General features: G+C 61.2%; 17 protein-coding genes. 2 read left to right on the forward strand and 15 right to left on the reverse strand.

Translation table 11 applies throughout. From position 1 onward, the window contains the following. Nucleotides 1-7: 7 nt before the first annotated feature. The 12 genes from ACR0AY_RS04425 to ACR0AY_RS04480 form a co-directional block, all read right to left on the reverse strand. Nucleotides 8-670 carry a phage tail tape measure protein gene (locus ACR0AY_RS04425; RefSeq protein ID WP_170403101.1) on the reverse strand — a complete coding sequence of 221 codons (663 nt, stop codon included), beginning with the start codon at nucleotides 668-670 and terminating at the stop codon, nucleotides 8-10. Further along, nucleotides 657-866, reverse strand: coding sequence for a rcc01693 family protein (locus ACR0AY_RS04430; protein WP_170403104.1), 210 nt, complete (start codon nucleotides 864-866; stop codon nucleotides 657-659). Before ACR0AY_RS04430 ends, ACR0AY_RS04425 begins: the two co-directional genes overlap by 14 nt. Continuing rightward, nucleotides 863-1,177 (reverse strand): gene transfer agent family protein, encoded by a 315-nt coding sequence (locus ACR0AY_RS04435; RefSeq protein WP_170512020.1) that lies wholly within the window; start codon nucleotides 1,175-1,177, stop codon nucleotides 863-865. Before ACR0AY_RS04435 ends, ACR0AY_RS04430 begins: the two co-directional genes overlap by 4 nt. Continuing rightward, entirely contained in the window at nucleotides 1,177-1,590 is a 414-nt protein-coding gene (locus ACR0AY_RS04440) for a phage major tail protein, TP901-1 family (protein ID WP_170374021.1), read from the reverse strand. The genes ACR0AY_RS04435 and ACR0AY_RS04440 overlap by 1 nt, the downstream gene beginning before the upstream one ends. 20 nt (nucleotides 1,591-1,610) lie before the next feature. Beyond that, complete coding sequence (locus tag ACR0AY_RS04445) at nucleotides 1,611-2,024, reverse strand: DUF3168 domain-containing protein (RefSeq protein WP_170403108.1); 414 nt, start codon at nucleotides 2,022-2,024, stop codon at nucleotides 1,611-1,613. Next, nucleotides 2,021-2,359 carry a phage head closure protein gene (locus tag ACR0AY_RS04450; protein ID WP_170403111.1) on the reverse strand — a complete coding sequence of 113 codons (339 nt, stop codon included), beginning with the start codon at nucleotides 2,357-2,359 and terminating at the stop codon, nucleotides 2,021-2,023. The genes ACR0AY_RS04445 and ACR0AY_RS04450 overlap by 4 nt, the downstream gene beginning before the upstream one ends. Then, nucleotides 2,356-2,955, reverse strand: coding sequence for a head-tail connector protein (locus tag ACR0AY_RS04455; protein ID WP_480453755.1), 600 nt, complete (start codon nucleotides 2,953-2,955; stop codon nucleotides 2,356-2,358). The genes ACR0AY_RS04450 and ACR0AY_RS04455 overlap by 4 nt, the downstream gene beginning before the upstream one ends. 172 nt (nucleotides 2,956-3,127) lie before the next feature. Beyond that, on the reverse strand, nucleotides 3,128-4,306 hold the full coding sequence (locus tag ACR0AY_RS04460) for a phage major capsid protein (protein WP_170512931.1): 1,179 nt from the start codon (nucleotides 4,304-4,306) through the stop codon (nucleotides 3,128-3,130). Between the two features lie 30 nt (nucleotides 4,307-4,336). Then, nucleotides 4,337-4,894, reverse strand: coding sequence for an HK97 family phage prohead protease (locus ACR0AY_RS04465; protein WP_480453846.1), 558 nt, complete (start codon nucleotides 4,892-4,894; stop codon nucleotides 4,337-4,339). 14 nt (nucleotides 4,895-4,908) lie between these two features. Next, nucleotides 4,909-5,127, reverse strand: a complete 219-nt coding sequence (locus tag ACR0AY_RS04470) for a GTA head formation protein, RCAP_rcc01685 family (RefSeq protein WP_010442100.1) — start codon at nucleotides 5,125-5,127, stop codon at nucleotides 4,909-4,911. After that, on the reverse strand, nucleotides 5,120-6,280 hold the full coding sequence (locus tag ACR0AY_RS04475; RefSeq protein WP_170512927.1) for a phage portal protein: 1,161 nt from the start codon (nucleotides 6,278-6,280) through the stop codon (nucleotides 5,120-5,122). The genes ACR0AY_RS04470 and ACR0AY_RS04475 overlap by 8 nt, the downstream gene beginning before the upstream one ends. A 320-nt stretch (nucleotides 6,281-6,600) precedes the next feature. Next, entirely contained in the window at nucleotides 6,601-7,014 is a 414-nt protein-coding gene (locus ACR0AY_RS04480; RefSeq protein WP_170512925.1) for a hypothetical protein, read from the reverse strand. A 457-nt stretch (nucleotides 7,015-7,471) separates the two neighbouring features. On the opposite strand from ACR0AY_RS04480, the gene ACR0AY_RS04485 reads away from it, so the two are divergent. Beyond that, a complete protein-coding gene (locus tag ACR0AY_RS04485; RefSeq protein WP_170396475.1) occupies nucleotides 7,472-7,726 on the forward strand; it encodes a hypothetical protein in 255 nt (84 codons plus the stop codon). 73 nt (nucleotides 7,727-7,799) lie between these two features. On the opposite strand, the gene ACR0AY_RS04490 is transcribed toward ACR0AY_RS04485, so the two are convergent. The 3 genes from ACR0AY_RS04490 to ACR0AY_RS04500 all read right to left on the reverse strand — a co-directional run bounded on the left by ACR0AY_RS04490 (nucleotide 7,800) and on the right by ACR0AY_RS04500 (nucleotide 10,491). After that, nucleotides 7,800-9,170 carry a DNA-packaging protein gene (locus tag ACR0AY_RS04490; RefSeq protein ID WP_480453757.1) on the reverse strand — a complete coding sequence of 457 codons (1,371 nt, stop codon included), beginning with the start codon at nucleotides 9,168-9,170 and terminating at the stop codon, nucleotides 7,800-7,802. Further along, nucleotides 9,079-9,423: a hypothetical protein gene (locus ACR0AY_RS04495; protein WP_039536221.1), complete on the reverse strand. Its 345-nt coding sequence runs from the start codon at nucleotides 9,421-9,423 to the stop codon at nucleotides 9,079-9,081. Before ACR0AY_RS04495 ends, ACR0AY_RS04490 begins: the two co-directional genes overlap by 92 nt. Before the next feature lie 180 nt (nucleotides 9,424-9,603). Continuing rightward, the gene (locus ACR0AY_RS04500; RefSeq protein ID WP_480453758.1) at nucleotides 9,604-10,491 is read right to left on the reverse strand and encodes a DMT family transporter; all 888 of its coding nucleotides are present in this window, start codon (nucleotides 10,489-10,491) and stop codon (nucleotides 9,604-9,606) included. Between the two features lie 325 nt (nucleotides 10,492-10,816). Between ACR0AY_RS04500 and ACR0AY_RS04505 the strand changes: the two genes are divergently transcribed. After that, nucleotides 10,817-12,076: a DEAD/DEAH box helicase gene (locus ACR0AY_RS04505; protein WP_170512921.1), complete on the forward strand. Its 1,260-nt coding sequence runs from the start codon at nucleotides 10,817-10,819 to the stop codon at nucleotides 12,074-12,076. Nucleotides 12,077-12,165: the final 89 nt, after the last annotated feature.

Consider the following 12,165-nt stretch of genomic DNA (forward strand, 5'->3'; position numbering starts at 1 on the left):
GCTCCCCTTATCTGTTGCGATTGCCGCGGCCCAATGCGCGGCTCATCTGCGCCGCGATCTGGCCTTGAGAGCGGCGGAACCCCTGCACATCCGGTGTTGAGATATTCATCACCACGTTGACCGCTCGCGCGCCGCCCTGTGACCGCACACCCAGCTTGCCATCGGCCCCGCGCGCCAGTGGCATGATCGCCTCGGGACCCGCCTCACCCATCAACCCGGTGCCGCCTCGCATCGGGAACATGGTTGGACTGCTAACGACCCCACCATTGGCAAACGGCATCACACGGCCCTGAGAAAAACTGCCTCCGTCCGCGAAGGGCAGAATCCCCTGAACCAACCCACCAACCCCGTTGGCCAGCATCCCGCCAAAATGATCCGTTACCGGTTTGATCGCCGCCGAATACGCCGTGCGGATCATCGAGTTCTTCAGCACATCCAGCGCGCCTGAAAGGTTCATTCCGTCCAGCACCACGCCATCAAACGCCTTGCGCAACCCGCCGGACATGCCACGCTCGAGCGTGGCCACATCCTTGCCGGTCTCTTCAAACGCGGCCTTGATCCGCCGCATCTGGCCATCAAATGCCGAGGCCATGGTCGCCGCATCGCCCAGCGCATCACCCAGCGCCTCTCCCCGCTCCTGCAGGTCGTCAAAACCATCACGATCCGTCATTACGCTCTCCTTGTGTCTTGTCCGGATAGGCCGCCAGCAGCGCATCCAGCCCTGCCCGGTTCATCGCGGGCATCCCGGCGCCCTGCCCCAGCATCAGCCGCAGCTCAGCCGGGGTCAGACGCCAGAACTGATCCGGCGTCAGGCGAAGGCCGAGGAACCCGGCCCGCATCAGTACGGCCCAGTCGAACCCGCTCACTCGGGCACCATGAAGGCCCGCGCCAGCAACTCGGCTGCCGCCTTGGCCCCCGCCATCGGCCCGCCCGCAATCTCGGCATGCAGCAGATCATCGCGGGTCACCTGAGACCCGCCGCCGCGCAGCCCGGCAACAAGCAACGCCAGCACATCGCCGCTGGAATACGCGCCACCCTCGAACCGCTGCACCAGCTCGACCAGAGACCCGGCCTGCAGCTCTTGTTCCAATTCCGCCAAAGCACCCAATGTCAGCTTGAGCACCCGCTGCTCCCCATCGATTGTCAGCGCCACCTCGCCCGTCCACGGATTGGCCATCAGAGCGCCGTAAAGCTCAGCGCACCGGCGCTTGCCATGCTCATCTCATAGGTCGCCTCACCGTTATGCGAGCCCGCATATTCGATGCTGCTGACCTGAAACGGGCCTTCGACTATGCCAAAATCAGGGATGATCACCTGAAACCCAGGCGTCTCGCCATCAAAGAACAGCTGACGCGCCCGCTCATCAGTACCTTCATCCTTGAACACGCCCGAGCCCGAGATCGAGGCCGATTTGACCCCCGCCCCCGACAGCAACTCGCGCCACCCGCCCTGGCTTTCCAGGCTGGTGACATCCACGCTTTCCGCATTGAAACTGATCCGCGTGGCGCGCAGGCCCGCGATGGTTTCAAACAGGCCGGTGCCGTTCATATCCACTTTGACCAACAGGTCTTTTCCGTTCTGGGCAGCCATATGCTCTCTCCGTTATTTGCTTAGTCGTCTTCCACGCGGGCGCGGAATCTCAGGTCGATCTGGCGGATCGCGCCGCCGGTTCCCGTACGCCGGGCACTGGCGCGTTCGAACCACAGCCCCACCAGATGGCCCCGGTCCAAAGACAGCGCCGCGCCTTCCAGCACGTCACACACCGCGCCTGCCAGCGTCTTGGCCGCGCCAAAGCCCGCCGCTTCGGACACCACCGAGACCATGAACCGATGCACCGCACCCGAACCGGATCGGTCCGACGCCTCGCGCACCTCCTCCGGCCCCAAGGTCACATAGGTCTGCGGCAACACCCCCGAAGGCACGGCGTCATAGATCGCACCGCCCGACAGCGTGCTGACCTGCGCGTCGCCCGAAAGCTGTTGAAACACCGCCGCCTGCAAAGCGGCTGCAACGCCATAGCTCATGCCGCCACCTCTTCATCTGCGAAACAGGTCAGGTACTGGCCGCGCGGGTCACGCTCGGCCACGGCGCGGATGACGAACCGGCGCGCGCCTTCGCGAAAGCGCTGATCTGGCGCGGGCCGCATTGATGATCCCTCGGGCGCGCCTCGGACCACGATCCGATACCCGACCCGCGACACCGACGCGCCACCGATCGCGCGTTCCGCCCCGCTGCGCGCCGTCACCTCGGCCCAAAGCGCACCCAGCGCGGCCCAGGTCTCGGTATATCCCCCCGCACCATCGGCGCTGCGCACCGGAGCCTCCAGCACCAGCTTGCGGTTCAGTCGCGGCGCGCTCATTGCGTCACCCCTGCGCCGAAACGCACCGTGCGATAGCGCTGGATCAGGCTGGTCACGCCAAACGGCATGCACCCTGCGCCCAGCGCCGTCTCATCGCGATATTCGTAGTAATGCGCCGCCAGCAGCAGCACCGCCTGCCCCAGATCAGCGGGCAGCTCGCCCCAATCCGTGGCCATCCCGACAGTGAAGGCAATCTTCACCGAGCCGCCGGTCTGCACCCTTGGCAAACAAGCGCCAACCGGACGCAACCGAGGGCGCTGCATGTCGCGCTCCAAACGGTAAGCTTCGGCATCCACAACCGTGTCGGTCCCCGCCGCATCCGTCAGCGTGATCGCAGCAACCGAGACCACCGGGGCCACCGGCAGCACTTCACCTGCTGGATCGCGCCAACCGTTCAGGCTCCACGAGAAATCCCGTTCGATCAGCACCTTACCGGTGCGCGCCTCAATCGCCGCAATGGCCGCACGCAGAAAGCCATTCAACACCTCGTCCTGCACATTGCCCTCGGCAAACCCCGTGCCCAACCGCAGATGCGCCTTGAACTGATCCACCGGCAGCGCCGCATCCGCGATGGCGGTTTCTTCGATCAACATCATCCATTCACTCCGCAATCTCGGACCCCTCCGGGGCCGTATCCTTGGAAAATGACGGGCACGCGCCGCCCCACGTTGCTCGGACGGAGGGGAGCAGCTAGACAACGCGGGGGATCTCACCCCGGCCCGCGCCCGCCGCCCGAGGGGCCTTGCAGCCCCCCGGATCCGCCACCGCTTAGGCGATGCCGAATTTCAGCAGTTTGATTGCAGCAAAATCGCTCACATCACCGCCCACGCGCTTGGTCGCGTAGAACAGGACATGCGGCTTGGCGCTGAACGGATCGCGCAGCACCCGCAGATCGGGACGTTCGGCTATGGTGTAGCCCGACTGGAAGTCACCGAAGGCAATCGAATAGCTGTCGGTTGCCGCATCCGGCATGTCCTCGGCAATCAGCACCGGATAGCCCATCAGACGCGCAGGCTCACCAGCGGCTAGGCCATCCGACCAAAGGAAGCGGCCATCGCTGTCCTTCAGCTTGCGGATCAGACCCGCGGTTTTCGAGTTCATCACGAAAGTGCCGTTCACCCGGTACTGCGCGCCCAGCGCATAGACCACGTCCACAATCGCATCCGCATCGACGCCACCATCAATGCCCGACGCGACATAACCCAGGCTATCCCAGCCCCAGCTGCCGTTTTCCATCGTGCGGTGGGTCAGGATACCCTTGGGCTTGTCCACACCGTCGCCATTGATAAACGCCGCTGCCTCGGCCCGGGCAAACTTGTCGGCGATACGACCGGCCAGCCAACCTTCGACATCAAACGCACTGTCATCCAACAGACGCTGCGACGCCTTGGGCAGCGCGCTCAGCTCGTGCAGCGGGATCGAAATCCGATCAATCGATGGGGTCGAGGTCTCAGCCGTGGCCGAGTTTTCATCCGCCCAACCCGCGCCCACATCGGTGTGGTCGATCAGCACGTCGAACGAGTTCGCCTCGACATTCACAACTGACGCAATCGAACGGATCGAAGCGGTCGAATTCAACACCGACTTGATCATCTCAGCCGTCTGCGGATCGACCAGATAGCCACCGTCGCTGTTCACCGCCGTCGAAAGCGACTTGGCCTCAATCTCCAGCCCGCGCAGCCCGTCATCCTCGCCCGAACGCACATAGGCGTCAAAAGCCTTCTGATGCGGGGCGCCTTCTTCGATCGATGCCGCAAGGTGCGGACGCGCCGCGATGGTTGATTTACGATCCAGCATGGTCAGTCGCTCTTCTGTCTGTTGCAGTTGCGTTTTAACTTCGGCCTTGAGGCCCTTGAATTCATTCACGAAGCCAGCCATCGCCTGCTTCACCTCCTGAACCAGGGACGCACCGTCTCCGGTCAAGGCCGGGGTCTCGGTCTTGCTCATCAGCACTTCCTTATTGGGGGGTTAGAGGCGCTAGATCCGCGCCAGCTCCTGCCGGGCGTCGTTGAACACCTCAGCAATACTGCGCCAGGTGTTTTCAACGTCAGGCTCCACGCCTTTCGCCGCCACCCGCGCACTGGGCAGCATCGGGAAAGTCACCAGCGACACCTCCCATAGCTCCAGTTCAGTCAGGACCCGCTGGCCCTTGTCATTCTTCACGGCCCGTTTGGTGCGATAGCCAATCGACAGGCCATCCATAGCGCCCGCCCGGATCAACTCGGCAGCCTCACGGCCCTTTTGCGTGGCCTCCAGCAGACGGCCTTTGACCCACAGGCCCTTGTCGTCTTCGCGCACCTCATCCCAGACGCCGATTGGCTGCGCCGGATCGTGCTGCCACAGCATTTTGACCCGCTGACCCGCCTTGGACAGCCCGTCCAGCGAGCCGCGATACGCCCCGCGCTGCACCACATCGCTGCCCTGATCGACCTGCCCAAACAGGCTGGCATAGCCCTCGATCACCGCATCCTCGGACACCGACAACCCGTCGCCAAACCGCGCGAATTTATGTTCAAAATCCATGAACTTCTCCATGTAACCCACTGACATTATGGCGTTACCACAAGGAATGACTGAAACGCCTGCGCCAAAATCACCGCCGCCACGCCGTAAACCGTCAGCCACAACCGCTTCTCCAGCCGCTCCATCATCTCTTCGATCTGATCCAACCGCCGACACAGGTGGGCGTGCTGGATCTCGGCCACTCGCTCATGTGCGGCCAGACGCAAGCCCGGCGCGCAGTCGAACGGAGGATAACCGTCACCCATCGCCACGCTCCGGCAGCCCCAGCAACGCGCGCTTTTCCGCATCCGTCAGGAAATCCGCCCCGTTGACCCGCGCCCATTGCGCATCCCGTTCCGCCGACAGCGCCGGCACCTGATCCAGATCAGGCTTCAGCATCAGATCCTCACCGATAAAGCCCGCCAGCCATTCTGACACCGCCGCCGCCACCCGCGTCACCAGGGGCAGCACGGTCAGGCGATAAAACGCCCGGTTGGCCTCCTGATAGTTCGAATAGGTCGCATCGCCCTGGATCCCCAGCAGCATCGGCGGGACCCCAAAGGCCAGCGCGATCTCGCGGGCGGCGGCTTCCTTGGTCTTTTGAAACTCCATATCGGACGGAGAGAACCCCATCGGCTTCCAATCCAAGCCCCCTTCCAGAACCATCGGACGCCCGGCATTGCGTGCCCCGCGATAGTTCTGCTCGATCTCATCCGACAAACGCCGGAACTGATCCTCGGCCATCACCCCATGGCCGTCACCCTTCCACACCAGCGCCCCCGAAGGCCGCGCTGCATTGTCCAACAACGATTTAGACCACCGCGACGCACTGTTATGCACATCAATCGCCATCGCCGCCGCCTGCATGGGCGAGAACCCGTAATGGTCATCCTGCGGATGGAACGACTTGATATGGCAGATATTTTCCGCCTCAAACCGGTGCTTCTTGCCGCCCACCGCATAGTCATAGGCCTTGGGCCAGCCATCGGCCCCCGGCACCACGCTCATCCGGTCCGAGCGCAAGACATGCAGCTCAACCGGCAGCCCTTCCTCGGCCTGCACCGCTTCGACATAGGCATTGCCCGACAGCAGTAACTGCCCAAACAAGGCTTCCATCAATTCCGCCCGCCCCTGCGCCGCATTCGGACGGCGCATCAGGGACAGGATCGGATGCATATCAAACCGCTGCGCCTGATCCTGCAACACCAAAGGCAACGCCGCCGCCGCCTCAGCAATCAGTTTGACCGAGCGAAACCCCACCGGGTTCCCCGAAAACCCCGTCCGCGTCAGCGACACCGCATCCCGAGGGCTCCACGCCACGCGCCCGCCCGTCTGCCACGCCACCACAGGCCCCGCCGTGCTCGCCTTCGCCTCGGGCGTTGCCTCAGCCGATCCACGACGCAAGAAATCGAATACCATCTGTGCTCCTTTCTGCCGCCGCTCTGCCCGGCTTGTTGAAAGGAGTTATGAGGGAAAGAAGTTTAAGCCTTGGGAATGGGGCGTTCGGGGGGTGGGCAACGGGTCAGCGACCATTCTCCGACTGCCATCAGGCAACAAGACAATTAATCGGCAGCTCCGGACTTTCGAAGTTTACGATCTGCACTGCCCACGCCTCGAAAACAAACATGACCGACATGTGATGTCCACGACATTTTGGCTAAATCACTAGGGTGGGTATCGATCCCAAAGAGCAATTGTTGCAGCTTTCATACGTCTGCTGCGTGCTTATTTACAAACTCTTATACGACGTTTGAGTAATCAATATTGAGAATGTCCAAATTGCGGATAGCTGATTGAATGAGCCACTTTGACTCATCCTCCACCTCAAAGAACAACTCAGCACTATTCTCAGATGCAACACTATCCATATGCTTGATGCTGTTTTTGGGGCGCACAAGTAATTTTCTGAGCTCTTTTTCACTCAACTTCTTCCAGCCGAGTTGCTCCACGCCCACTTTTTGGATGACGTTCAAACGATTAACTGCTTCAGTCATTTGGTCCACATCGCCATTTGCACGAATAAGCTTGCCAAGAAGCTCCTCTGCCACTCCGGCCAAATTCATTGCGGCGAAATATCTTTGACGCAACTCTCTTTCTTCAATAGCTGCTTCTAAGTACTCGAGAGCTATGTTTAATTTGGGGTATTTGCTCAAATGCCTTCTCCATACTCTCAAGTAGTATGGGCTGGTATTGGCATGAATTGAAACTTCAAACCAGTGTCGCAATTTGATCGTTGGTCTGCGGTTAGCACGCCGGTTTGACCTATTGTTCTTTTCCGTTGGTCTGGAAACAGGCCTGCTAAAGGCTAAGCATTGTCGTAGAGCCACTAGCTTCGAAATACGCGTTTTAATCACAAACTTCGCACCCGACGCCGACCATACGCTCCCGCAGGCACCACAATCAATTCATGCGGCGCCCATACCAACGCATCTATTCTGTCGGGCGAGCCCTGGCCCTGACTCCAGCTTGGACTATTACAATAGCCGCGGCGCGCTCAACGTCCGACCAAATTCCTTTGCAATCGCCGCCAAGTTCTTGTGATTTCATGCCACGGCAATTGTCTGCGTTTCACATGCCCCCACGTGTGCTTCAAATTGAAGAGGCCACCCGATGACTGAAAACGAACCTGCACCGTCCGGACACTCCGATACGAACAATAACTGGACCAAGGAACCTACTGCTGCCGACAAACACGTCTACGAGGTGTTTGCCTCCAACGTAGTCGTTCTTGTGCAGCTACTTGATGACTACAAAACCATGATGTCGCCGGATGTCCACGCAAGGCTATTTTCTTCGCTGCTGACGTTGTCCCGGTTGCTCGGCGAATACGAGGACAGTTGGAATCAAGAATACCCAACGCCCTGAACCTGAATGCGCCCAGCGAAAGATCAGCCCTTTAGGAGAAATATGATTGTTTGTAGAGCACCCCTCAGAGTGCTCACAAACTCCGCACCCTCGGCCTTCTAAACGCCCCCGCAGGCCCCACAACTAACTCATGCAGCGCCCAGACCAGCGCGTCGACCCGGTCGGGTGAGCCCTGCCCTTCGAACCCGCGCGCGGTCATCTGGCGCATCTGCTCCTCCAGCGAGTCCAACCCGGCCAAATGGGCCACACGCCCCTGATCGTATAGCGCCGCTACAGGCTCGGCCCGCGCGACCTTGCCGCGTGACGCCCGCACCGCGCGATAAGGCACCAGAGGGTCCACCTGCCGCACGACCTCTTCCACCAGTTGCCCGCCCTGATTGACCTCGGCCACCAGCCGTTCGGCCCCGAACTCATCCATCGCGTCAATCGCCGCCTGCGCCCAGCCAGCCGGGCCAACGCCCTGCACCGTCCGGTCAGCCAGTACATAGGCCCGCCAGTCCTCGGGTGGCCCCTGTAGCTGAGCACCAACGACCACGATCCCGCAGGCATCCGCATCCGACCCCGCCGTCACCGCCGGGTCCAGCGCCACGACAACCCGGTCCAATGCGGGCACCTGCGCACAGCGCGCCGCCTCCAGCATCGAACCCGTCCACAACGCGCCCTCAGCATCCGACAGCAACACCCCGTCTAATTCCTGCCGCCCCAGCCGCGTGCCGGCATAGCGCGCGCGTACCTCTTCCAAATAGGAACCCGCCAGATTGGCCCGGTTCGCCTCGGTCGGCGCGTGGGTCTGCACCGTGGACGGAGACGCCAGCAACTCCTTCAAAACCTTCACATTGCGCGGCGTCGTGGTCACACAGACCCGCGGCCGTTCCCCCAGCCGCAGCGCAAATTGCAACATATCCCAGGTCTCGCCCGCCTTCTTCCACTTGGCCAGCTCATCCACCCAGGCCGCATCGAATTGCGGCCCCCGCAGCCCCTCGGGATCATGCGCCGAAAACGCCTGCGCCTCGGCCCCGTTAGGCCAAACCAGCTTGCGTTCGGACGCCTTCCAAACAGGCCGCCGATCCGGCGGTGAACACTGCAATATCCCGCTATCCCCAAAGATCATCACATCTCGCACCTGATCGAATGTCTCACCGACCAGAGCCACGCGACACGCCTGCCCCCGATCCAGCGGCAAAGACCCCTCGACCACCGACCGAACCCACTCGGCCCCCGCCCGCGTCTTACCGGCCCCGCGCCCACCCATGATCACCCAGGACCGCCAGTCGCCCTCGGGCGGCAACTGATGCGGCAGCGCCCAGAACTCGAACAGGAAAGGGAGGGCACACAGCCCCCCCTCCCCGATCTCACTCAGAAATCTGTCCTGCACCGCAGCAGGCGCGGAGGCGAGCCAGCCTGCACCCGATCTCAGATCGTGCCCGATCAAGGTCGAGCGCATAGCCCCCTTGGGCAATTCCGGCTTGTCTGTGATGTTGTTCGACAAAGCTTGTCTCCACTTTCTGGCAACTGCGGATCAGCCCCTCTAGCTGACCCAGTTGCTTGCCTGTTCCGGCAAGGTCTGCATCCTCCCCGGCACCGATCTGTTTTCGCAGTTCTTCCGCCGCTTGGCGCAGATCGCGAATGGATCGCTCAAGCGACTGCAATAAATCAGCCGTCTGAGAAATCCGCTCTTCCGGGGTAATCAAAGTCATGTTTGCCTGTGACCTCATGCGTGAGTTTTTCCGCACGAGAGAAACGAAAAACGACCGCCGGGTCGCCCCGGGGCCGTTGCCCACCTCTTCTAGCATGACATAATTCGTACCAAGAAAAGCGCTCAAAGTCAATGCGTTACACAACGCAGATGCAACACCCGGCGTCCGATCTGTTAACGATCAGCCCCGCATGACCTCAAGAAACGCAGCGCTTACGATCAACGCCGCACCCAATGCTTCTCTCATCCCAAACGGCTCGCCCGAGAAGACCGCCGCCGAGATCAGGCCCACCACAACTTCGCTCATCAGCAGTAGACCAACGCGTGCCGGGGTCAGCTTGGTTGCGGGCCAAATCGTCAGAAAAAACATCGGCAAGGTGTACAGGACCGACAGCAACGCGACCGGGCCGATACGTATAAACATCTCGCCGACTGCCTCTGATGACGCAAAACCGCCGCTGAATGGAACGCTCAGCAGAGACAACACCAAAGCGCCTGAAACAAAGGCAAAAACCTGCCCCGGAACAGAGATACCGGACGTCCGATAAAGCCCCAGCGATCCCATCGCCCAAGTGATCCCCGAGATCAGGGCCAGCCAGTCTCCAGTATTGCGCGGCCAAGGAAACCCCTGTTCTCCGCCAAGCACGATGAACATGCCACCCAGACCGCAGAGTAAGCCCAGCACGCGCGCCGGGCCAAGACGTTCACCCAGAAACACCATTCCAAGGATCGTTCCCCAGACCGGTGTCAGATAGAACAGCAGGATTGACCGGACGACATCTGTGTAAACCAGACTGATGGTAAACAAGCTGAACGCAGCACCGGTGAACATCCCGCTCAAGATCAGCCCGCGCCAGTCTTTCAAAAGCGCTTGCCGTTCGCGCATCAGGAAAGGCGTCAGTACGATCAACGCCGAGGTGTACATCACAATACCGGGCCATGGGCCATCCAGTCCTTGGTCGACAAAGTAGCGAACCGGAATCCAGTACAGCCCCCACATCATCCCGCCGATGACAAGGGCGACGCTGGCGGTCCTCAAATCCGCTCCGTGTAAAGCTCTGAATGTCATGACCCGACTCATAAAACCTTCCGAACCGTATCTGGCAAACGCGCAACCCGCGCAAGCTTATCGCCGACACGGCGCTTGACAATCGCGACCGCAAGGCGCATGTGCCCCTCAAACAGCGCTACCGCGTGAGCACGTGGGCGACACCGCCCCCAACAGCGCCCGATTCACCCATAGTTCCCCATCACGCAGGGTTCTTGACGCGACAACCAGATGCTGCAGGGAACGCCTGCACGTCCTGAGGTTTCGCACAACCCCTGCCGGTCGCGGATGCGGCCCATCACGACTTGCCCGTGGGCCATTGCCTCGGGCTGTAAAGGATAGATATTTGTTCGACTTCGATATGCTGGGCCTTGCGCCCGCTCTAAATGATGCGCTCAAACGCGCCAACTTCACTCAACCGACCCCGATCCAGAACCAGGCGATCCCGCTGGCCCTGAATGGTCACGATATCCTTGGCCTCGCCCAGACCGGTACAGGTAAGACATTGGCCTTTGGCCTGCCGCTGATCGACCATCTGCTGGCCCAGCCCGGCAAGCCCGATCCCAAAACCGCCAAGGCGCTGATCCTTGCGCCCACCCGCGAGTTGGTCAACCAGATCGCCGACAGCCTTCGCAACTTGACCAAGAAAACCAAGATCCGCGTCGCGACCGTGGTTGGCGGTCAGTCGATCAACAAGCAGATCATGTTTCTGGCGCGCGGCACCGACATTCTTGTCGCCACCCCCGGTCGCCTGATCGACCTGATGGATCGCGGTGCGGTTAATCTGGGTTCAGTCAAGCACCTTGTGCTGGACGAGGCTGACCAGATGCTCGATATGGGCTTCATCCATGCCCTGCGTCGGATCGCGCCGGAACTGGGCACGCCGCGCCAAACCATGCTGTTCTCAGCCACCATGCCGAAGCAAATGGAAGAGCTCAGCCGTGCCTATTTGACCAACCCGCAACGGGTGCAGGTCTCGCCCCCCGGCAAAGCAGCCGACAAGATCACGCAGTCGATCCACTTTGTTGAAAAGCCTGCAAAACCCGCCAAACTGCGCGAGATCCTCTCGGCTGACATGGACGCGCTGACGTTGGTCTTCTCCCGCACAAAACATGGGGCCGAAAAGCTGATGAAGGGGCTTGTCGCCGATGGCTACAATGCAGCCTCGATCCACGGCAACAAAAGTCAGGGCCAACGCGACCGCGCCATCAAGGCGTTCCGCGCCGGTGAGGTCAATGTTCTGGTCGCTACCGACGTCGCCGCGCGCGGCATCGATATTCCGGGCGTGGCCTATGTGATCAACTACGACCTGCCCGAGGTACCGGACAACTATGTCCACCGCATCGGCCGCACCGCTCGTGCAGGCCGCGAGGGCGAGGCCATTGCCTTCTGCTCGGCGGAAGAGGTCGACCTGCTGCGTCAGATTCAGAAGCTGATGAAGATCGAAATCCCGGTCGCCAGCGGTGAGATGCCTGAAGCAATCTCACCAAAGAAAACCCCGCGCCGCCCAAGCAACCGCCGTCGCGGCCCGAAACCTCAGCACTCTGGTGCGCCCAAACCGGGCGGTCAGAAACGCCGCCGACCGCGTCGCGCGAAAGCGGCCTGAATAAGAAACGGCCCGGTCGATTGACCGGGCCGTTGCTTTATCGGGGTCAGAGATTCGTGTTGTACAAGTCGGACAAAGTGCCGTTTCAA

The sequence above is a fragment of the Ruegeria sp. A5 genome (genome assembly GCF_056543005.1).

What these genes read in the sequence shown, in the direction of transcription:
- ACR0AY_RS04485 (WP_170396475.1), top strand. Translation starts at nt 7,472, where the DNA reads ATGACTGAAAACGAACCTGCACCGTCCGGACACTCCGATACGAACAAT.
- ACR0AY_RS04465 (WP_480453846.1), bottom strand. Translation starts at nt 4,894, where the DNA reads ATGGAGAAGTTCATGGATTTTGAACATAAATTCGCGCGGTTTGGCGAC.
- ACR0AY_RS04490 (WP_480453757.1), bottom strand. Translation starts at nt 9,170, where the DNA reads ATGCGCTCGACCTTGATCGGGCACGATCTGAGATCGGGTGCAGGCTGG.
- ACR0AY_RS04440 (WP_170374021.1), bottom strand. Translation starts at nt 1,590, where the DNA reads ATGGCTGCCCAGAACGGAAAAGACCTGTTGGTCAAAGTGGATATGAAC.
- ACR0AY_RS04425 (WP_170403101.1), bottom strand. Translation starts at nt 670, where the DNA reads ATGACGGATCGTGATGGTTTTGACGACCTGCAGGAGCGGGGAGAGGCG.
- ACR0AY_RS04450 (WP_170403111.1), bottom strand. Translation starts at nt 2,359, where the DNA reads ATGAGCGCGCCGCGACTGAACCGCAAGCTGGTGCTGGAGGCTCCGGTG.
- ACR0AY_RS04495 (WP_039536221.1), bottom strand. Translation starts at nt 9,423, where the DNA reads ATGACTTTGATTACCCCGGAAGAGCGGATTTCTCAGACGGCTGATTTA.
- ACR0AY_RS04470 (WP_010442100.1), bottom strand. Translation starts at nt 5,127, where the DNA reads ATGGGTGACGGTTATCCTCCGTTCGACTGCGCGCCGGGCTTGCGTCTG.
- ACR0AY_RS04445 (WP_170403108.1), bottom strand. Translation starts at nt 2,024, where the DNA reads ATGAGCTATGGCGTTGCAGCCGCTTTGCAGGCGGCGGTGTTTCAACAG.
- ACR0AY_RS04435 (WP_170512020.1), bottom strand. Translation starts at nt 1,177, where the DNA reads ATGGCCAATCCGTGGACGGGCGAGGTGGCGCTGACAATCGATGGGGAG.
- ACR0AY_RS04500 (WP_480453758.1), bottom strand. Translation starts at nt 10,491, where the DNA reads ATGACATTCAGAGCTTTACACGGAGCGGATTTGAGGACCGCCAGCGTC.
- ACR0AY_RS04460 (WP_170512931.1), bottom strand. Translation starts at nt 4,306, where the DNA reads ATGAGCAAGACCGAGACCCCGGCCTTGACCGGAGACGGTGCGTCCCTG.
- ACR0AY_RS04455 (WP_480453755.1), bottom strand. Translation starts at nt 2,955, where the DNA reads ATGATGTTGATCGAAGAAACCGCCATCGCGGATGCGGCGCTGCCGGTG.
- ACR0AY_RS04475 (WP_170512927.1), bottom strand. Translation starts at nt 6,280, where the DNA reads ATGGTATTCGATTTCTTGCGTCGTGGATCGGCTGAGGCAACGCCCGAG.